Here is a 17,845-nt window from a genome sequence, read left to right on the forward strand (position 1 = left end):
CCGCCACCATGAAGGTTGAAAAGGATTTCCTTGCCGGCGATGCCCGGCAGATCATTCGCGCCTATGAAGCCGGCAGCATCCGCGTGAACGAGAATCTTATCACGCGTAGCTGCGTGATCACGCCATCCGCGGTGGATAGCGGCTGGCGCCCGGAGCGTTTCGAGGATCTACGACCGGAGGACTTTACCCCACTGGTCGAGGACCGGCCGGAAGTCATTCTCCTGGGCACGGGTGGCGAGACCCGCATCCCGCCTCAGGAAATCCTCGCCGCCGTGCTGGGCCAGGGGGTCGGCCTGGAATTCATGGACACCGGCGCGGCCTGCCGCACCTTCAATGTGCTGGTCGGAGAGGAAAGATCGGTAATGGCCGCGTTGTTGATGATTGATTGATGAGCTTCGAGCCTCGAGCGGCGAGCGGCGAGCTGGCCGTGCTGACATGAATGCCGTGCCGCTTCGAAACGGTTTGCGCTAGATTCTGGATACAGCCGGGAATGGTTGCCGCTTGCAGAAAACGGTAAGCCGTTCAGCATGCACGGCCAGCTCGGAGCTCGGAGCTACTCAAACAACGCCTCTTCCGAAAGCCCTTCCTTTTCCAGCAGGCGACGGAGTCGCTTGAGCGCGTCCATCTGAATCTGACGCACCCGTTCGCGGGTGACGCCGATACAATTGCCCACTTCTTCCAGGGTGGCTTTCTCGTGGCCATTGAGGCCAAAGCGCCGCTGAACCACTTCCCGCTGTTTATCGGTCAACCGGCCCAGCCAGATCTCCACCACGGCGTTGAGGTCTTCGTCCTGGAGGCGGCGGGAAGGGTCACTGTTGCCATCGTCGGGGATGGCATCCAGTAGCAGGCGATCCCCCTCCTTGCCGATCGGCGTGTCCACCGAGGCAATACGTTCATTGAGCCCGAGCATGCGCTCCACGTCCTGGAGAGGCTTGTCCAGGGTCGAGGCGATTTCTTCCGCGGTGGGTTCGCGATCCAGATCCTGGGCCAGCTTGCGGGCAGCGCGCAGGTAGAGATTGATTTCCTTGATCACATGGATGGGCAGGCGGATGGTGCGGGTCTGGTTCATGATGGCCCGCTCAATGGTCTGGCGGATCCACCAGGTGGCGTAGGTGGAGAAGCGAAAACCCCGCTCCGGGTCAAATTTTTCCACCGCATGGATCAGCCCCAGATTGCCTTCCTCGATCAGGTCCAGCAGGGGCAGACCACGGTTGTTGTAACGCCGGGCGATCTTCACTACCAGTCGCAGGTTGCTTTCAATCATGCGCTTTCTGGCGGCTTCATTACCGGCCAGGGCCTTGCGGGCGTAATAAACCTCTTCCTCGGGCGTCAGCAGCGGCGAGAAGCCGATCTCGCTGAGATACATGCGGGTGGCGTCCAGGTTCTCCTCGGGGAAACCGTTGCCGGCGTTATTCCAGTCCGGCTCAGGGCTGGTCTCGGCAACCCCCTCGGCCCCGTCGCTGCCCTTATCCTCCCGGGCCTGGGTGTCAGTGGATTCCACCGCAGTCTCCATGGCATCCGAGGATTCGACCTCCTCACGGTCTTGCGGTCCGTTGGACTGTCTCACCCCCATATCACCCCTCGCTATTCACGACCCACATTCCCCACTCAATCCGACAGGTGTCTCATGGGATCCACTGCCTGGCCTTCCGCACGGATCTCGAAGTGCAACATGGAACGGTTGCCCCGTCCCAGTCCGACTCGACCTATGCGTTCACCGACATCCACGTCATCACCTTCCTCGACGAGGATATCCTGATTATGCCCGTAAGCACTCAGATAAACATCATCATGCTTGATGATAATAAGCTTACCGTATCCGATCAGTCCACTACCCGTATAGACAACCCGACCGCTGGCCGCCGCGTGAACATCACTCCCCTCCTCGGCGGCAATCTGGATGCCCCGAGCCATGCTGCCTTCACCAAACTGGTTAAGCACTTCCCCTTCCAGCGGCCATTGCCAGTCGATATCACCGCGCGGCGGCATAGATTGGGTACCACTACCCTGACCACGGCTCCGTCCGGAAGCCCTGGCATCGCCAGACGAAGCGCTAGAACGGCCGGCCTCCCGGTCAGCGGACTGTTCACGCACTTCCGCGACTTGCTCAGGGCTGACGCCGGCAGGCGGCCGGCTCAGCACCAGCTCATCGCCCGGATAGATCAGATAGTTACTGCCTATGCCATTCCATTCCGCCAACGCACGGTAATCCAGGCCATGGCGGAAGGCGATGGAATAGAGGGTATCGCCTTCTTCGACGGTATAGGTCAGTGGATCCCAGCGCAGGGCACCCGCGCAAGCCGCCAGGCTCAGCGCCAGCACCAGGGAAAGCAGATTGAGGAGGGAAACTTGCCAGTACCGCTTCATGCGCCCATCCGCGAGATTCAATGGGTCAAGGCTACCGCAGAAAGCGCCAGACGAGAATGGCCACAAGCAGTATCAGGACCAGAATCCAGCCCACCAGGTCGATATGCTTGCGAATGCGCGCGGCAACCGGCGGCCCACCCCAGGCAACCAGCCAGGCCACCAGATAGAAACGTCCGCCCCGACCCAACAGCGAGGCCAGAATGAATACCGGCAGATTGAGTGACAGTACGCCGGCGGCAATGGTGAAAACCTTGTAGGGAATGGGAGAAAAGCCCGCCAGCAGGACTGCCCAGAAACCCCATTCCAGGAACCACTCCCGCGCCCGCTCGTAGGCGCCTTGATAGCTGGCCTGTTCAATGACCGGCATGACCAGTTCAATGGCGAAATAGCCCAATAGCCAGCCAACAACCCCACCAATGACGGAGGCCAGTGTGGTGATCGTGGCCAGACGCAGCCAGCGGCGCGGACGGGCCAGCACCATGGGCGCCAACATGACATCGGGGGGAACCGGAAAGAAGGTGGATTCGGCAAAGCTGAGACCACCCAGATACCAGGGTGCCCGGGGATGAGCCGACCAGCGCATGACGCGCTCATACAGCCAGGAGAAGATACGCATCAGGCGCGGCCACCGCGCAGGGGCACGAAACTGACCAGCCCCAGATTCTCGCGCGTGAATTGCTCACCGTCGCGGGTAATCCGCAGTAGCTCCTGACAGCCGGAAGGCCCAACCGGAATCACCAGGGTGCCGCCATCCGCCAATTGCTCCAGCAGCGCTTCCGGTACCGCTTCCGGGGCGGCGGCGGCAAGAATGCCGTCAAAGGGCGCGTGGTCCTGCCAGCCTTCATAGCCGTCGGCATGGTGAAAACGGACATTGCGAACCCCCAGCTGACGCAAATTCCGCCTTGCCCGCTGCAACAGGGCGGAGATCCGCTCCACGGTATCAATCTGACCCACCAGACCGCTCATGACTGCGGTCTGGTAACCACAGCCGGTGCCGATCTCCAGCACCCGCTCGGGACGACCGTTCTCTATCAGGGCCTCGGTCATGCGCGCGACCACCCAGGGCTGGGAGATGGTCTGACCGTGGCCGATGGGCAGTGCGGTATCTTCGTAGGAGCGGCTGGACAGGGCTTCGTCAACGAAGAGATGCCGGGGTACATTGCGTATCGCATCCAGCACCCCGGGGTGCTGGATGCCGTTGTCCTTGAGTCGTTGAACCAGGCGCTCGCGGGTCCGGGCCGAGGTCATGCCGATGCCTTCAATGGGTGCGTTCATTGACTCTCACCCCCCTTGTCCAGCCAGCCGGCGATCTGGTCCAGGGCCGCGTAACGAGTGAGGTCCACCTGCAGGGGTGTGACCGATACCTTGCGGTTACGAACGGCATGGAAATCGGTGCCCGGTCCGGCGTCTTCCTCGGAGCCGGCGGGACCAATCCAGTAGATGGGGCGGCCCCGCGGGTCCTTGTCACGAATGACACCTTCCGCCCGCTTGCGATGACCCAGCCGGGTGGCCTCAAACCCGTCAATGGCCTCCCAGGCCAGATCAGGGACGTTGACGTTGAGTATGGTATCAACCGGCAGCGGATCACGATGTATTCGATGGATCAGTTCCACCACCACCCGGGCGGCGGTCTCGTAATGGCCCCGCCCCTCATTGGCCAGGGAGACGGCAATCGCCGGCAAGCCCAGGAAACGCCCCTCCATGGCCGCCGCCACGGTGCCCGAATAGAGAACATCGTCTCCCAGGTTGGCACCCTCGTTGATGCCCGAAATCACCATATCCGGCTGATGGTCCAGCAAACCGGTGATGGCCACATGAACGCTGTCAGTGGGCGTACCCTCCACGCAATAGACCCGCTCCTCTGCCTGATGAATGCGCAGGGGGCGATTCAGGGTCAGGGAGTTACTGGCGCCACTGCGATTGCGGTCGGGGGCGACCACCGTCACCTCTCCGAGTGCCGAGAGGGCCCCGGCCAGGGTGCGTAGCCCCTCGGCCAGGTAACCATCGTCATTGCTCACCAGAATTCTCAATTCAGCGCTCTCCCCTTGCAGACGGCAGCCCGTGGCGGCCCACGGCAGCGCGCAACACTATACTGGAATCCCGGCCCTGATCGTAGCGGCCGGCTTTCGTCCCGGGGTGTTCTTGAGTAACCTCTACCCCATGAAGCTTGCCCTGGAGGCAGCATGAGCGACCGGGATACCGTAATCACCGATGAGGACAGTGAGCTGTTTCGCCAGGCGGTGGGCGATGTGCGCCCGATCCGCGACGATTCGGCCACGGTCCAGCGTCGACGCCCCCCAGCCCGGGCCCGCTTCCGCCGTCAGGATGATCAGGCGGTGGTTCGCGAGTCCCTGGAGGGGGATTGGGATGAACCACTGGAGACCGGGGAGGAGCTACGCTTTGCCCGCCCCGGCCTGAATGGCGACGTCTTGCGTCGATTGCGACGCGGCCGGATTCCGGTACGGGATCAACTTGATCTCCACGGCATGAACTGGCGCGAAGCGCAGGAGTGCCTGCGCCTGTTTTTCGCCGAGTGTCATGACATGGGTTACGGCTGTGTGCGCATCGTTCACGGCAAGGGCTTGCGCTCGGGCAATCGCGGGCCGGTGCTGAAAACCAAGCTCAACACCTGGCTGCAGAAGCGCGACGATATCCTGGCCTTTTGCTCGGCGCGTCCCAATGACGGCGGCACGGGTGCGGTCTACGTGTTACTGCAGCGATAGCATCAGGATGGGAGCAGCCCTTTTAACCATTTCATTTTCCACTGGAGTTGACCATGAGTATCGATGTAAACCTTCTGATTGGCATCATCGCCGTGATCGCCGGGGTGCTCATTCTGATCAAGCCCAAGCTGCTAAATTACATTGTCGCCATCTTTCTCATCGTTTACGGCGTATTGCGGATTCTTCCCTATCTGACCTAGCTCTGTAATCACCTGGCTTCGATCTGGCCAGTCAGATCGCGAATAAACTCGCTCCTACGGTGCCATTTGCCTATTCGAAAGCCGCCGTAGGAGCGGATTAATCCGCGATTTCAGCGAGCCAATCGAAGTCAATCTGCTCAAATATCAGAACAAACCTTCAGCAAGCACCGCCCAGGTGCCCCCCACCAAAGGCAGGCCTAGGTGGCGACAGACCTTTCCAAGACTGTGTGAGCCAGGGTGAGGCAAGACCGATGGTCCAGTGGACCATCGCAGCTTGCCGAACGCCCGCACAGGGATGTGCGGGCTGGACCGGGAGGCGGAGCAGGAATGCGCAGCCTTCCGGGCGAACCCAGAGCCCCCAGGGATGGGTCTACGGCGTTCTTGGAAAGGTCTGTCGCCACCTAGGCCGGAACGCAACCCGTCACCGTCATGGAAAGGTGCTATCCCAACCGAAACCACCCACTTCGGATGGCACCAAGCCATTCGAAATCGACCAAGAGTCACTTTGCGGCGAGACGCTCAACCAGGGCATGCATGGCTGCCTGGGTTTCATCACTGAACCAGACTTCGCTCATGGCCTCACAGGTTTCGCGATCCACGTCCTTGAACAGGGCGCTGAGATCCGCGCGCACGACGCGGCGGGTGGAGGCCACCGCCACCGGCGGCAGGGCCGCGACCTGGGTGGCCCACTCCACCGCCGCCGCGCGGGTGGCGGCCGGATCATCGGCCAGGGCATCCACCATGCCCACCCGGTGGGCCTCCTCCGGCAGGATCATCTCACCCGAGGCCAGCAAGCGGTTCGCCGTCCCGGCGCCCACCAGGCGGGCCAGGGCCAGGCAGATCACATCCGGGACAGGGAGCCCGACCTGCACTTCGTTCAGGCCGATACGGAACTCGCCACGGCTCATCACCCGATAGTCACAGAAGATTGCCAGCACCGCACCGCCGGCCGGGCTGTGCCCCGTCAGACCAGCCGCGATCGGCACCGGGCAGGTCGCCAGGCGTTGAATCAGGCCAAAGAAATCGGACCAGAACTCGGTCATCTCTTCCCGGGAGAGACGCAACAGCACGGGCACATCCAGCCCCGCGGAGAACATCTTCTCCCCACCCACCAGGGCAATCCCGCGGGCCCCATCAGATACCGCATCAGCCAGACCCTGGTCGAGCGCCTGAATGAGCTGCGGATTGAGGGCATTGACCGGCGGCCGATCCAATTCGATGACGGCCACGTCCCCTTTGCGTTCAGTCTTGATCATGACTTGCTCCCGTCCTGTACATTGAGAAATTCGCGAATCACGGTGGTGGCATAGCTGCCCGCGGGCAGGCGGAAATCCAGCCACAGGCAATCGTCCTGCTGGCGCCAGCTCAAACCCCGCACCGGGAGACGCAGCGCCCGCCGCTCCTGTCGCATTCCGGCCTCTTCCAATACCTTGACCAGCGCCGGGTGCAAAGCCGCGATCCGCTCTTCAAGCTCAGCCACCGAAGCCCCGGCCGGACTGCCGCCCTGTCCCCACATGGCGCCACTGGGATGAATATCGCCCCGGCGGCAGCGATCCGCCAGCGCCGGATCATCGGCCTCGGCCACAAAATGGCTGTTACTGCCATCCAGCATGGGCAGTTCGCCGGCAAGGATGCGGTGCCAGCTATCATCCCCCACCCGTTCCGCCAGAATGGCATTGAACAACCAGGACCGTCCGGCTGACAGCAGCAAGCCACGTAACTTGCGTCGTCGGGGCAGCGGCGGTGTCAGCAGGCGAATGACATTGTCGCCATCCCGGCCGAAGCGCTGGGGCCCAAAGTAATTGGGGACACCGAGGCTGCCGATCCGGGCAAGGCGTTGATCGAGGAGCCCGCTGTCGGCGGAGACATGTCGCAAGGCCAGACGAAAACGGTTACCGGTCAGGGCACCCGGACGCAGCTTGCGACGATGGCGATGGGCCTCGATCACTCGCCCCTGGGGTACCTCCCAATCCAGGGGATTGCCCTGTGCGGGCCAGGGCACGGTGAACCACTGTCGGGTCACCGCATGGCGGTCCTTGAGCCCGGCATAACCCACATCCCGGGGCCTGACTCCGGCAAGCCGGGCCAACTGCCCGGCCATCCAGTCAGTATTGGCCTCGCGCTTCTCCACCAGCATCAGGCAGTGCTCACCTTCACCGTCGGCGGCAAAGCCCAGGATTTCATCCACGCGAAAATCATCCGGGCTCTTGCGAATGACCGCCTCGCCAATCGCGGGTCCAAAGGCGCGGGGCAGAGCCTGATCCTGAAACCGATAGGCCTCATCATCCACAGGGCTCACTCCCCACTTCATCCAGCAATACCACCGCGTGGGCGGCCAGGCCCTCTTCGCGGCCAATGGCGCCGAGTTTTTCGGTGGTGGTGGCTTTGACATTGACCCTATCGGTGGCAAGGCCCAGGCTTTCGGCCAGCACCGCGCGCATGTCCGGTACATGCAGCCCCAGCTTGGGCGCCTGCGCCACCACGGTGAGGTCCACATGCACCGGCGCCAGGCCGCGGTCATCGATCCGCCTTAGCACCTCCGCCAGCAGGTCCCGGCTGTCGGCGCCGGAAAAGCCGGGGTCGGTATCCGGAAAAAGCTGGCCGATATCCGGGAGCGCGGCGGCACCCAGGATGGCGTCACACAGGGCATGCAGGGCCACATCACCGTCGGAGTGGGCGCGCACGCCCCGGTGATGGGGAATCCGCACGCCACAGACCATAACATGGTCTCCTTCGCCGAATGCATGCACGTCGAATCCGTGCCCGATTCTCAGGGTTGTCACCTGCCGCTCCCACAGTCCATACGATCCACACCGGCGCAAGGCGCCTGCCAGGGGCCGGCATTATCCCATGGCGGGCGGTTCAGGCATAATGCGCAATCATGAGTCACCGAGCCCGTTTTGCCCACGTCAATATCGTTGCCCGCGACTGGCGACGACTGGCCGATTTCTATGAAAACGTCTTCGGCTGCCTGCCGGTGGGGCCCGAGCGGGATTATCAGGGACGGGATCTGGATGCCGGTACCGGACTTTCGGGGGCCCGACTACGGGGCGTGCACCTGAAGCTGCCCGGCTTTGACGGCGACGCTGCGCCCACGCTGGAGATCTTCCAATATGACCCCAGTGGCGATGATCCACCGCGCTCGGTGAACCGCATCGGCTTCGGCCATATCTGCTTTCAGGTTCGGGATGTGGCGGCGGCCCGCAAGTCGGTGCTGGCCAATGGCGGCAGCGCGGTGGGCAAGGTGGTCACCCTCTCACCCAGCCCTACCGCCTCGGTGACCTGGTGTTACGTCAAGGATCCGGAAGGCAATATCCTGGAACTGCAACGCTGGAGCCCCTTCGGCTTCAAACCCCGCTAGGTGGGACTCCCCACCGCGTCAATCCGGACAGCCACCTCACGCCCTGCCAGTGCCATGGCCAGATAACGATATTGTATTCGGTGGCTAGTAACGAACTCCTGCCAGGCCCGGTACTCGTGATCCTGCCAACCGCGATAGCCGAGATAGTCGTCGAACACCACTACCGTGCCCGGCACCAGTCGTTCAGCCAACTGCTCCAGTACGCTGCGGGTGGAACTGTAGAGATCACAATCAATATGGACCAGGGCCACTGAGTCGCCGGGATGCTCGGCGAGAAAATCCGGCAGCGTGTCGTCAAACCAGCCGGCATGGAGCGTGACGTTATCCGGAACCTTGGGGAGCTCCCCCAGGGTTGAATAACTGCCCGCCGGTTCCCGCCCCCAGGCCTCGGGCAAACCGGAAAAACTGTCGAAACCATGTACCGGACCGGGCCGGGCGGCAGCAATCTGACGGATGCTGCGACCGTGGAAGACACCGAACTCCAATACCAGGCCTTGCTCCGGCGCCGCTTTCAAGCCATGGCGCAGCACGTTCGACGGTACGCTGAGCAGGCGCGCATCGGCACCCTGCTCTTGCCAGTAGCGCAGGGAAGTCACGGCAGGCTCCAGACGACGATCCCGGCCGGCGCGCGTCAACGCCCCTTCCGCCGCCGCCGGATCACCGAGGAGATAATGGCAGGCAGCACGCATCAGCTCCAGACGGGGATGCTCCCGGGCCGGTGAACGCCTGGCAACATCCAGGCTGGCGCGCGGGTCACGGTCACTGAAGCGGAGCCAGGCGGCCATCATCGCCGCTTCACCCTCCGCTGCCTTGTCCAGGACGGCAAGGGCCTTTCGACGCTGCCCCATTGCGATCAATGCCTTGCCCAGGGAGACCGCATAGCTCGGCACCCGCGGCTTGGATTGGTGGGCCTGGCGAAAGTAACGAAGCGCCTGATCGTAACGTCCGGCCGCCCATGACAACTGCCCGCGCAGTTGCTGGAGATCGGGTTTACGGGACGAGAGGGCATCCAGTAATGGCAATCCCCTGCCGGGGACGCCGGCCTGCATCCAGATGCGGGCGATGGCCGGCAGCAAGACCTGACGCGGCCCTTCCATATCCTGTGCCTTCGCAGCCAGCTCAATGGCATCGTCCTTGTGACCGGCGAGCAGTGCCACCCGGGCCAGATGCGTCCAGGCCAGGCCGTTTCGCGGCTGTTCCTGGAGCAATGCCCTGAGTCCGCGTTCGGCCTGTCCGAGATCGCCGGCATCAATCAGCGCGGAAAGTCGGATTATTTCATCCGCCATGATCAGTCTCGACCTTTCAGGTCTTCGCTATGGGTAATCTTGATGTTGCCGCGCTCGCCGAGAACAACCCGCACGGTCTCACCGGCCGCCTCGAGCGCCGCCGCTTCGTCCGTGGGCCAGTGCCCCTGGGCGAGTTGCTGGGACAGCGCCTGCTCCAGCCGCCCCAATCTTGCCATCTGCGGCGTTTGGGCAAGCCATATCTGCTCGCGCGGCACAGTCTCCACGATGCGTCCGGCCTCATCCACCCGCTTGACCGTATCCACAACCGGCAGGGCCAGAATACCGGCATCACCGCTTTCCAGAGTGGCATCAAGCAGCCGGGACAGGGCGCCGGCAGTCAACCAGGGCCGGACGGCATCATGAACCAGGACCCAGTCCTCATCGGCGGCACCGAGGGATCGCAGGTGGGCCAGTCCACGCAGGACAGAGTCCGCCCGTTCCGCGCCACCCTCGCAGGCATGGAGGCGACGATCGCGGGACAGTGCCAAACCATCCCAGTACTCGTCATCGGGAGCCAGGGGCACGGCGATGCCGTGCAGTCGTGGATCGGCCAGTAGGGGTTGGAGGGTGGCCTCGAGAATGCAGAGCCCGGGGCGGAGACTGAGATATTGCTTGGGCCGGCCCGCGCCGAAGCGTTGCCCTGCCCCGGCCGCCGGCACGACGGCCCAGATGGCCACGCCTTCAGTGCTACTCACCATTATCCCCCTCTTCCCCGTCGGACTCTTCCTCAAAGGCCCGGTCCAGCTCGATCACCTCGAAAAAGACCTCACCTTCACGGACCAGCCCCAGCTCGCTGCGGGCCCGCTCCTCGATCGCTTCCAGACCCTCACGCAGGTTGTCCACTTCGGCTTCAAGGGCTTCGTTGCGAGCGCGCAGGCGTTCGTTTTCTTCTTCCTGGGTCTCGATCTGCTGGCGCAGATTCCATAACTCAGGCACGCCCCCACGGCCCGCCCAGAGCTGGTACTGGAGTACGAGCAACAACAGCAGCAAGACGGCCAGCACTATCCGCATGAAGAGTATTCCCGGCGGCGCCAGGCGCCGCCACCGGTCGATGGGTAGGCGATAACGCTACCCGATTTTGACGCCGGACGGAAAGGCCTGACGCCCCGGGTAGCTGGCCTTATTACCCAGCTCACCTTCGATCCGCAGTAGCTGGTTGTACTTGGCCATGCGGTCGGAACGGCACATGGAGCCGGTCTTGATCTGGGTGGCGGTGGTGGCCACGGCGATATCGGCAATGGTGGCATCCTCGGTCTCACCCGAGCGATGGGAGACCACGGCGGAATAGCCCGCCTTGGTGGCCATTTCAATGGCGGCCAGGGTTTCGGTCAGGGTGCCGATCTGGTTGGGCTTGATCAGGATGCTGTTGGCGATGTTGCGATCGATACCCTGCTGGAAAATCCGGGTATTGGTCACGAAAAGATCGTCGCCGACCAACTGGACCCGATCGCCCAGCTTGCGGGTCAGGGCCTGCCAGCCGTCCCAGTCATTTTCGTCCATGCCGTCTTCAATGGAGACAATGGGATAGCGGTCCACCAGGTCGGCGAGGAAATCGGCAAATTCCTCGGCATTGAATCGCTTGTTCTCCGAGGCCAGTTCATAGACCCCGTCCTTGTAGAACTCGGAACTGGCCACATCCAGCCCCAGGACCACATCCTTGCCCGGCTGGTAACCGGCCTTCTCGATGGCTTCCAGAATGGTTTCCAGTGCCGCCTCGTTGGACGGCAGGTCGGGGGCGAAGCCGCCCTCGTCTCCCACCGCCGTGCTCAGCCCGCGGGCATTGAGCACCTTCTTGAGCCGGTGAAATATCTCGGCCCCCTGGCGCAGGGCCTCGGACAGGCTGGGCGCACCCACGGGCAGGATCATGAACTCCTGAATGTCCACGCTGTTGTCGGCATGGGCACCGCCGTTGACGATATTCATCATGGGCACGGGCATGCCGGTGGCGGCCTCCCCGCCCAGGTGCCGGTAGAGCGGCTTGCCGCCAGCCAGGGCGGCTGCCTTGGCAGCTGCCAGGGAAACGGCGAGGATGGCATTGGCGCCCAGGCGGCCCTTGTTGTCAGTGCCGTCCAGCTCGATCATCTTCTGGTCCAGGGCCTTTTGGTCGCCGGCTTCCATGCCCTTGAGGCTGTCCCGAATCTCACCGTTGATGTTGGCAACGGCCCGGGTCACGCCCTTGCCCAGATAACGCTTTTCATCACCATCGCGAAGTTCCACGGCTTCGTTGACACCCGTGGAGGCACCGGAGGGAACGGCGGCCCGGCCCACTTCACCGGAATCCAGGAACACGTCCGCTTCCACGGTGGGGTTGCCCCGGGAGTCAATAATCTCCCGGCCAAGGATGTCACTGATCTTCGCCATGGCTTGCAGTCCTCGAATTGATTGAATTGGTGATTTTGAATTTATTGCAGTTGGTCTTCGATCAAGGTCTGCGCCTTGACCGCGTCGTCCACTGCCTTGAGAGATGTCAGCAGCGCTTCCACGCGATCCAGGGGCATGGAATTGGGTCCGTCGCAGAGCGCTTCATCGGGCTTGGGATGAGTTTCCATGAACAGCCCCGAGACACCCGCACCAATCGCTGCACGGGCAAGAACGGGAATGAACTGCCGCTGGCCGCCGGAACTGCCACCCTGCCCGCCCGGCAATTGCACGGAATGAGTGCAATCGAAGACCACCGGCGCACCGGTCTCGCGCATCACCGACAGGCCGCGCATGTCGGAGACCAGGTTGTTGTAGCCGAAGCTGAAGCCGCGTTCACAGACCATGATGTTGTCATTGCCGCTGCTACGGGCCTTCTCCACCACGGTGCGCATCTCCCAGGGCGACAGGAACTGGCCCTTCTTGATATTGACCGGGATGCCGTGGGAACAGGCGTTGACGATGAAATCCGTCTGACGGCAAAGAAACGCCGGGGTCTGAATCACATCCACCACACTGGCAACCTCGCCAATGGGCGTGTATTCATGGACATCGGTCAGCACCGGCACACCAATCTCGGACTTTACCTTCTCGAGTATGCGCAGCCCTTCTTCCATGCCGGGCCCCCGATAGCTTTTCAGGGATGTGCGGTTGGCCTTGTCAAAGGAGCCCTTGAAGACATAGGCAATGCCCAACCGCTCGGTCACCTCCCGAAGATGCCCGGCCACTTCCATGGCCAGGGATTCGCTTTCCAGCGTGTCCGGCCCCGCGATCAGGAAGAACGGCTGGTCCAGACCCACCTGAAAATCACGAATCTTCATGGCTTGTCTCCTATGAAGCCTGTTGAGAGCTTCCCTATCACTGGCCGCTTTCCGCGGCCGCTTCGTCGGCGGGGGCTTGCCCGGCCGAATGGCTGCGCGCGGCTTCCACGAATTTCTGGAACAGGGGATGACCATCCCGCGGCGTGGAGGTGAATTCCGGATGGAACTGCACACCCAGGAACCAGGGATGATCGGGCAACTCGACAATCTCGACCAGGTCATCCACCGACATGGCGGAGAAGACCAGACCGGCCTTCTTCAACTGTTCGAGATAATTGTTGTTGAACTCGAAACGGTGGCGATGGCGCTCGTGAATCTCATCCTGGCCATAAACCTGATGCGCCAGCGTGCCGGGCTTGATGTAGGAACTCTGGGAGCCCAGGCGCATGGTGCCGCCCAGATCGGATTCTTCAGTGCGTTCCTTGGTGGTCCCCTCACGGTCCAGCCACTCGGTAATCAGGCCCACCACCGGATGTTCATTGTGAGGGGCGAACTCGGTGCTGTGCGCGCCCTCGAGACCGGCCACATGACGGGCAAAGTCAATCACCGCCACCTGCATGCCGAGACAGATCCCCAGGTAGGGAATGCCCTGTTCACGGGCATATCGAGCAGCGGCAATCTTGCCTTCAATACCACGCTCCCCAAAGCCACCGGGGACCAGAATGGCATCCATGTCGGCCAGAATCTCGGCACCATCATGGGTAATCTGCTCGGAATCGAAATAGTGGATGTTCACCTTGGTGCGGGTGTGGATACCGGCATGCTTCAGGGCTTCATTCAGGGAAATGTAGGCATCCGCCAGTTCCACATACTTGCCCACCATGGCGATATCGACCGCCATCTCCGGATTGCGCAGGGCGGTCACCACGTCTTCCCATTCATGCAGGTCCGCGGCGGGGGCGTCGATGCCGAATTTTTCCGTGACCAGTTCATCCAGTTGCTGATCCCGCAGGTGCATGGGAATCTCGTAGATGTCACTGGCATCGGCGGCCGAGATCACCGCCCGTTCCTCCACGTTGGTGAACAGGGCGATCTTGCGCCGGGCATCCGCCGGCAGGGGATTCTCCGCCCGGCACAGCAGAATATCGGGCTGGATACCGATGGAGCGCAGTTCCTTCACCGAGTGCTGCGTGGGCTTGGTCTTGATCTCGCCGGAAGTGGCAATGAACGGCACCAGGGTCAGGTGCATGTAGAGGGTCCGCTTGCGGCCCAGCTCCACACTCAGTTGCCGGATGGCCTCCAGGAAGGGCAGGGATTCAATATCGCCCACGGTGCCGCCGATCTCCACCAGGCAGATATCGGCATCGCCCGCCGCCTGCAGCACCGAGCGCTTGATCTCGTCGGTGATATGGGGAATCACCTGCACCGTACCGCCCAGGTAATCGCCACGCCGCTCCTTGCGGATGACGCTTTCATAGATGCGGCCGGTGGTGAAGTTGCTCTTGCGGCTGGTGGTGGTACGCACAAAGCGCTCGTAGTGGCCCAGGTCCAGGTCGGTTTCGGCACCGTCCTCGGTGACAAAGACCTCACCGTGCTGGAAGGGGCTCATGGTGCCGGGATCCACATTGATGTAGGGATCCAGCTTGACCATGGAAATCCGGAGTCCGCGGGATTCCAGAATGGCACCAAGGGAAGCCGCGGCGATGCCTTTCCCCAAAGAGGAAACCACGCCGCCAGTAACGAAAATGAAATGGGTCATGAATGGGGGTCCCGATTGCCTGGAGGTGCCCGCCATGACGGGCCAGAATCGGGACGCAAACTTACCAGATCAGGCGCCTTTGCTCAATCCGGACCAGCACTTTCAGTCTTTCTCCAGCCAGCGCAGATGGCCCGTCCTGGCCCCATTTTGCCCCCGTTCTTCAGCGATATAGGCAGGATCAAGGACACTCTCGCCGGCGGCAAATAATCTTTCCCCATCCAGCAAAAGAGGCAGGCGATCCCGCTTTTCGGGAGGAATCTCCGCAAGCCGCATCCACTCCTTCAGCCGACGGCTGTGGCGACCGTCGTGAAAAAGCTCGCCGCCCTGGCGATAACGGACCGTCACGCAGTCCGGAAGCCGAACGGTCCGCCCCGCCCCGTCGGGCCGCAATTGCAGGCGGCCATTGCCGGGCAACACCAGCGCCCTGGCCGGCGCCTGCCAGTGAAAAGGCCCCGGTTCCGGCTCCGGCTGGTCCCGGGGAATCCAATAAAGCCGGTCCCCGTGGCGCCGGACCAGACGCGTGCCCACGGCCAGCACCGGAGCGGCGTCCGGGCGGGCGTCGATCACCTCCGCCTGGAGCCGGTCCAGCCATTCCATTCCCGGGCCACGCCCCTGCTCATCGGTGAGCCAGTAACGGAGCAGATTGCGGCGGCGGGCGGGCGAAAGCTCACCCAGGGCCTGAAGACTGATCCACTCTCCTTCGCCGACCCTCGCCAGATCGGCCTCGCCCAGTTCACGCAGCACGGCGGCCTCCTCGGCCAGGTGCCGGGCGGCCCGGGCCGCCTGCCGACCGGCCTGCGGCCAGCGCGCCTGCAACAACGGCAGGACCTTGTGCCGCAGAAAATTGCGATCATGACGCAGTTCACGGTTGGAGGGGTCTTCGACCCAGCGCAGGGCATGGTCCTCGGCATAGGCCTGGATCTCGGCCTCGTCCACCATCAACAGGGGCCGCAGGATGTGGCCGGGCCCCAGTGGGCGCTGCAGCCGAATACCGGACAGCCCCAGGCTGCCGCTGCCGCGCAGCAGCCGCTGGAGCAACGTCTCGAGCTGGTCGCCCGCGTGATGGGCGGTGAGCAGCCAGTCACCGGGCCGCAGTTGCTCGGCAAGCACCCGATACCGGGCATGACGGGCGGCCGCCTCGAGGCTTTCCCCCGGCGGCAGGGGCACGTTCACTTTCAGGACCCGGCAGGGAACACCCAGGCCCTCGGCAAACTCCCGGCAGTGTTCGGCCCAGACCGTCGCGCGCTCGTGCAGACCATGGTCCACGTGCAGGGCCAGGCATTCCCGCCCCGGACAGACCCGGCTGACGGCATGCAACAGCACACTGGAATCCCGCCCCCCGGAAAAGGCGACAAGCAGGCGGCCTTTGGGCGCATGCTCGCCGACCAGCCGAGGGATCGTCTGCTCAATCTCGCTCATTACCAGGCACCGCTCCGGGAACATTGAACCCGCATATACCATTAGGAGGTAGTGTCCAGAATCTTTCGCAATTTCATTTTGGAGGCGGTGGTCAGGCGGTCTGTAGTGCCTCCTGCTTAAACAGCGGTTCCATGGTCAGATAGCGCTTGGCACCCCACTTGGTGCCGGCCACATGCCGTAGCCGCGCCGCGGCCAGCATCAGGGCGGATTCACCGTCCGGGAACGCACCGACAACCCGGGTCCGCCGGCGGATTTCCCGCATCAACCGCTCCAGGGCATTGTTGGTCCGAATACGCCGCCAGTGCGTATCTGGAAAAGCGTAATAGGTGAGCGTCTCATCAATGCTGGCCACGATCTTGTCGGCCGCTTTACCCAGTCGCATCTCACGCAGCTTTTTAACAACTGCATCTGCTTTCTCCCGGGCCGCTTCCAGGCTTTCCTGGGCATGAATCGCCTTGAGCATGGCCGAGACTTCACGCATCTTGCCGTTGGGTACCACACTGAATACATTCCGGTAGAAATGCACCACGCAGCGCTGCCAGCGGCTGTTGGGGTAGATCTCACCCAGGGCCTCCACCAGGCCCATGCAGGCGTCCGAGATCACCAGCCGGGGCTCACCGAGACCGCGTTCCTTGAGGTGTTTGAGAAAGCCCAGCCAGCCGGCCTTGTCCTCCTTGGCGCCTTCGGCAATGCCCAGGACTCGCCGGTAACCCTCGCGATCTACACCGATGGCCACCAGCACGCTCACATTGCGCACCTCACCGGCCCAGGTCCGCTTGAGAACGATCCCGTCCAGATAGACATAGGGGAACTCGCCCTCAATCGCCCGGTTCCGCCATTCTTCGATCTGGCGGTAGACCTTCTGGTTGAGCTTGGAGACGGTACCCGAACTGACTCGAGTCCCCCATAGCGCCTCGGTGATGTCCTCCACCCGGCGGACCGAGACGCCAGCCAAATACATCTCCATCAGGGCCTCTTCCACCGAGGACTCGCGGCGCCGGTAACGCTCAATAATCGCCGTCTCGAAGGTCTGGCGCCGCAGTTTCGGCATCCGGACCGTCACTTCACCGGCTTTGGTGTGCAGCTGGCGCTCGTAGTGGCCTGAGCGGTAGTCTCGGCGCCCCTCGCTGCGCTCGTAGCGTTCCGCGTTCACCAACCGGTCTGCCTCGGCGTCCAGCATGGAATTCAGCGTCTCCTCCACGCTCGAGCGGACCATTCGGTCCAAGTGCTCGTGCACCTCGCCCTCGTTGATCTCAATGACCTTGCCCAAGCCCTTCGTGCTACCATTTTTCATGGCGGTGGTCTCCTCTCGTCTGGATTGATGGATTGGTCTCCTTTCAATTTACCAGACCGAGACCACCGCCTCCTTTTTGCGAAAAATACTGTACGTTATCCGTCTGGACGTGAAAAAGCTCGTGGGTATTGAACGCGCCGAGTATGGCACTGCCTTCGTGGTGCCCATGGATAGCCCGGCCCGCACCCTGCAGGACCTGAAGGGCAAGCGTATTGCCATGAAGGATCCGGGTTCCACCACCGGGCATATCACCCCCA

Annotated in this window: 21 protein-coding genes; 5 read left to right on the plus strand and 16 right to left on the minus strand. The window is 62.7% G+C overall.

The window, feature by feature from the left end:
* Nucleotides 1-8 precede the first annotated feature (8 nt).
* On the plus strand, nucleotides 9-389 hold the full coding sequence (locus tag ACJWXQ_RS03925; RefSeq protein WP_346052247.1) for an Mth938-like domain-containing protein: 381 nt from the start codon (nucleotides 9-11) through the stop codon (nucleotides 387-389).
* A gap of 164 nt (nucleotides 390-553) precedes the next feature.
* On the opposite strand, the gene rpoS is transcribed toward ACJWXQ_RS03925, so the two are convergent.
* Genes rpoS through surE form a run of 5 tightly spaced genes read right to left on the minus strand, consistent with a single transcriptional unit; the run spans nucleotide 554 to nucleotide 4,397 of the window.
* The gene (rpoS, locus tag ACJWXQ_RS03930) at nucleotides 554-1,567 is read right to left on the minus strand and encodes an RNA polymerase sigma factor RpoS (protein WP_406672195.1); all 1,014 of its coding nucleotides are present in this window, start codon (nucleotides 1,565-1,567) and stop codon (nucleotides 554-556) included.
* Between the two features lie 41 nt (nucleotides 1,568-1,608).
* A complete protein-coding gene (locus ACJWXQ_RS03935; protein ID WP_406672196.1) occupies nucleotides 1,609-2,367 on the minus strand; it encodes a peptidoglycan DD-metalloendopeptidase family protein in 759 nt (252 codons plus the stop codon).
* A gap of 31 nt (nucleotides 2,368-2,398) precedes the next feature.
* Nucleotides 2,399-2,983, minus strand: coding sequence for a YqaA family protein (locus tag ACJWXQ_RS03940; RefSeq protein WP_346052252.1), 585 nt, complete (start codon nucleotides 2,981-2,983; stop codon nucleotides 2,399-2,401).
* The gene (locus ACJWXQ_RS03945; RefSeq protein ID WP_346052254.1) at nucleotides 2,983-3,642 is read right to left on the minus strand and encodes a protein-L-isoaspartate(D-aspartate) O-methyltransferase; all 660 of its coding nucleotides are present in this window, start codon (nucleotides 3,640-3,642) and stop codon (nucleotides 2,983-2,985) included. The genes ACJWXQ_RS03940 and ACJWXQ_RS03945 overlap by 1 nt, the downstream gene beginning before the upstream one ends.
* The gene (gene surE / locus ACJWXQ_RS03950) at nucleotides 3,639-4,397 is read right to left on the minus strand and encodes a 5'/3'-nucleotidase SurE (protein WP_346052256.1); all 759 of its coding nucleotides are present in this window, start codon (nucleotides 4,395-4,397) and stop codon (nucleotides 3,639-3,641) included. Before surE ends, ACJWXQ_RS03945 begins: the two co-directional genes overlap by 4 nt.
* A 153-nt stretch (nucleotides 4,398-4,550) precedes the next feature.
* Here surE and ACJWXQ_RS03955 point away from each other — a divergent pair, with 153 nt between their 5' ends.
* Together ACJWXQ_RS03955 and ACJWXQ_RS03960 are read left to right on the plus strand one after the other, a co-directional pair.
* Entirely contained in the window at nucleotides 4,551-5,090 is a 540-nt protein-coding gene (locus ACJWXQ_RS03955; RefSeq protein ID WP_346052258.1) for a Smr/MutS family protein, read from the plus strand.
* A 47-nt stretch (nucleotides 5,091-5,137) separates the two neighbouring features.
* Nucleotides 5,138-5,290: a DUF3096 domain-containing protein gene (locus ACJWXQ_RS03960; protein ID WP_406672197.1), complete on the plus strand. Its 153-nt coding sequence runs from the start codon at nucleotides 5,138-5,140 to the stop codon at nucleotides 5,288-5,290.
* A gap of 500 nt (nucleotides 5,291-5,790) precedes the next feature.
* On the opposite strand, the gene ACJWXQ_RS03965 is transcribed toward ACJWXQ_RS03960, so the two are convergent.
* The 3 genes from ACJWXQ_RS03965 to ispF are packed head-to-tail and all read right to left on the minus strand — an operon-like array spanning nucleotide 5,791 to nucleotide 8,064.
* On the minus strand, nucleotides 5,791-6,546 hold the full coding sequence (locus ACJWXQ_RS03965) for an enoyl-CoA hydratase/isomerase family protein (RefSeq protein WP_346049565.1): 756 nt from the start codon (nucleotides 6,544-6,546) through the stop codon (nucleotides 5,791-5,793).
* Nucleotides 6,543-7,580: a tRNA pseudouridine(13) synthase TruD gene (gene truD, locus ACJWXQ_RS03970; RefSeq protein ID WP_406672198.1), complete on the minus strand. Its 1,038-nt coding sequence runs from the start codon at nucleotides 7,578-7,580 to the stop codon at nucleotides 6,543-6,545. Before truD ends, ACJWXQ_RS03965 begins: the two co-directional genes overlap by 4 nt.
* On the minus strand, nucleotides 7,573-8,064 hold the full coding sequence (ispF, locus tag ACJWXQ_RS03975) for a 2-C-methyl-D-erythritol 2,4-cyclodiphosphate synthase (RefSeq protein WP_406672204.1): 492 nt from the start codon (nucleotides 8,062-8,064) through the stop codon (nucleotides 7,573-7,575). The genes truD and ispF overlap by 8 nt, the downstream gene beginning before the upstream one ends.
* 107 nt (nucleotides 8,065-8,171) lie before the next feature.
* On the opposite strand from ispF, the gene ACJWXQ_RS03980 reads away from it, so the two are divergent.
* The gene (locus ACJWXQ_RS03980) at nucleotides 8,172-8,651 is read left to right on the plus strand and encodes a VOC family protein (protein WP_346049559.1); all 480 of its coding nucleotides are present in this window, start codon (nucleotides 8,172-8,174) and stop codon (nucleotides 8,649-8,651) included.
* On the opposite strand, the gene ACJWXQ_RS03985 is transcribed toward ACJWXQ_RS03980, so the two are convergent.
* The 8 genes from ACJWXQ_RS03985 to ACJWXQ_RS04020 all read right to left on the minus strand — a co-directional run bounded on the left by ACJWXQ_RS03985 (nucleotide 8,648) and on the right by ACJWXQ_RS04020 (nucleotide 17,588).
* Entirely contained in the window at nucleotides 8,648-9,937 is a 1,290-nt protein-coding gene (locus ACJWXQ_RS03985; RefSeq protein ID WP_346049557.1) for a tetratricopeptide repeat protein, read from the minus strand. The genes ACJWXQ_RS03980 and ACJWXQ_RS03985 overlap by 4 nt on opposite strands.
* A gap of 2 nt (nucleotides 9,938-9,939) precedes the next feature.
* A complete protein-coding gene (ispD, locus tag ACJWXQ_RS03990) occupies nucleotides 9,940-10,635 on the minus strand; it encodes a 2-C-methyl-D-erythritol 4-phosphate cytidylyltransferase (RefSeq protein WP_346049555.1) in 696 nt (231 codons plus the stop codon).
* The gene (gene ftsB / locus ACJWXQ_RS03995; RefSeq protein WP_346049553.1) at nucleotides 10,625-10,948 is read right to left on the minus strand and encodes a cell division protein FtsB; all 324 of its coding nucleotides are present in this window, start codon (nucleotides 10,946-10,948) and stop codon (nucleotides 10,625-10,627) included. Before ftsB ends, ispD begins: the two co-directional genes overlap by 11 nt.
* 57 nt (nucleotides 10,949-11,005) lie before the next feature.
* Nucleotides 11,006-12,298, minus strand: coding sequence for a phosphopyruvate hydratase (eno, locus tag ACJWXQ_RS04000; RefSeq protein WP_406672199.1), 1,293 nt, complete (start codon nucleotides 12,296-12,298; stop codon nucleotides 11,006-11,008).
* 41 nt (nucleotides 12,299-12,339) lie between these two features.
* Nucleotides 12,340-13,176, minus strand: coding sequence for a 3-deoxy-8-phosphooctulonate synthase (gene kdsA, locus ACJWXQ_RS04005; protein ID WP_346049549.1), 837 nt, complete (start codon nucleotides 13,174-13,176; stop codon nucleotides 12,340-12,342).
* A 37-nt stretch (nucleotides 13,177-13,213) separates the two neighbouring features.
* Nucleotides 13,214-14,875: a CTP synthase gene (locus tag ACJWXQ_RS04010; protein WP_346049547.1), complete on the minus strand. Its 1,662-nt coding sequence runs from the start codon at nucleotides 14,873-14,875 to the stop codon at nucleotides 13,214-13,216.
* Between the two features lie 102 nt (nucleotides 14,876-14,977).
* Nucleotides 14,978-16,294 carry a tRNA lysidine(34) synthetase TilS gene (gene tilS / locus ACJWXQ_RS04015; RefSeq protein ID WP_406672200.1) on the minus strand — a complete coding sequence of 439 codons (1,317 nt, stop codon included), beginning with the start codon at nucleotides 16,292-16,294 and terminating at the stop codon, nucleotides 14,978-14,980.
* 91 nt (nucleotides 16,295-16,385) lie between these two features.
* Nucleotides 16,386-17,588 carry an IS256 family transposase gene (locus tag ACJWXQ_RS04020; protein ID WP_406672201.1) on the minus strand — a complete coding sequence of 401 codons (1,203 nt, stop codon included), beginning with the start codon at nucleotides 17,586-17,588 and terminating at the stop codon, nucleotides 16,386-16,388.
* A 121-nt stretch (nucleotides 17,589-17,709) separates the two neighbouring features.
* Between ACJWXQ_RS04020 and ACJWXQ_RS04025 the strand changes: the two genes are divergently transcribed.
* Nucleotides 17,710-17,845 (plus strand): PhnD/SsuA/transferrin family substrate-binding protein (locus ACJWXQ_RS04025; RefSeq protein ID WP_406672205.1); only part of this gene is annotated, 136 nt, incomplete at its 3' end.

This window comes from Natronospira sp. (assembly GCF_007134575.1).
Classification (GTDB): Bacteria; Pseudomonadota; Gammaproteobacteria; order Natronospirales; family Natronospiraceae; genus Natronospira; species Natronospira elongata.

Bases quoted from the DNA above. Each gene is read 5' to 3' on its own strand.
- ACJWXQ_RS03925 (WP_346052247.1), top strand. From the start codon at position 9: ATGAAGGTTGAAAAGGATTTCCTTGCCGGCGATGCCCGGCAGATCATT.
- ACJWXQ_RS03935 (WP_406672196.1), bottom strand. From the start codon at position 2,367: ATGAAGCGGTACTGGCAAGTTTCCCTCCTCAATCTGCTTTCCCTGGTG.
- ACJWXQ_RS03940 (WP_346052252.1), bottom strand. From the start codon at position 2,983: ATGCGTATCTTCTCCTGGCTGTATGAGCGCGTCATGCGCTGGTCGGCT.
- ACJWXQ_RS03945 (WP_346052254.1), bottom strand. From the start codon at position 3,642: ATGAACGCACCCATTGAAGGCATCGGCATGACCTCGGCCCGGACCCGC.
- ACJWXQ_RS03955 (WP_346052258.1), top strand. From the start codon at position 4,551: ATGAGCGACCGGGATACCGTAATCACCGATGAGGACAGTGAGCTGTTT.
- ACJWXQ_RS03965 (WP_346049565.1), bottom strand. From the start codon at position 6,546: ATGATCAAGACTGAACGCAAAGGGGACGTGGCCGTCATCGAATTGGAT.
- ACJWXQ_RS03980 (WP_346049559.1), top strand. From the start codon at position 8,172: ATGAGTCACCGAGCCCGTTTTGCCCACGTCAATATCGTTGCCCGCGAC.
- ACJWXQ_RS03985 (WP_346049557.1), bottom strand. From the start codon at position 9,937: ATGGCGGATGAAATAATCCGACTTTCCGCGCTGATTGATGCCGGCGAT.
- ispD (WP_346049555.1), bottom strand. From the start codon at position 10,635: ATGGTGAGTAGCACTGAAGGCGTGGCCATCTGGGCCGTCGTGCCGGCG.
- ftsB (WP_346049553.1), bottom strand. From the start codon at position 10,948: ATGCGGATAGTGCTGGCCGTCTTGCTGCTGTTGTTGCTCGTACTCCAG.
- eno (WP_406672199.1), bottom strand. From the start codon at position 12,298: ATGGCGAAGATCAGTGACATCCTTGGCCGGGAGATTATTGACTCCCGG.
- kdsA (WP_346049549.1), bottom strand. From the start codon at position 13,176: ATGAAGATTCGTGATTTTCAGGTGGGTCTGGACCAGCCGTTCTTCCTG.
- ACJWXQ_RS04010 (WP_346049547.1), bottom strand. From the start codon at position 14,875: ATGACCCATTTCATTTTCGTTACTGGCGGCGTGGTTTCCTCTTTGGGG.
- tilS (WP_406672200.1), bottom strand. From the start codon at position 16,294: ATGAGCGAGATTGAGCAGACGATCCCTCGGCTGGTCGGCGAGCATGCG.
- ACJWXQ_RS04020 (WP_406672201.1), bottom strand. From the start codon at position 17,588: ATGAAAAATGGTAGCACGAAGGGCTTGGGCAAGGTCATTGAGATCAAC.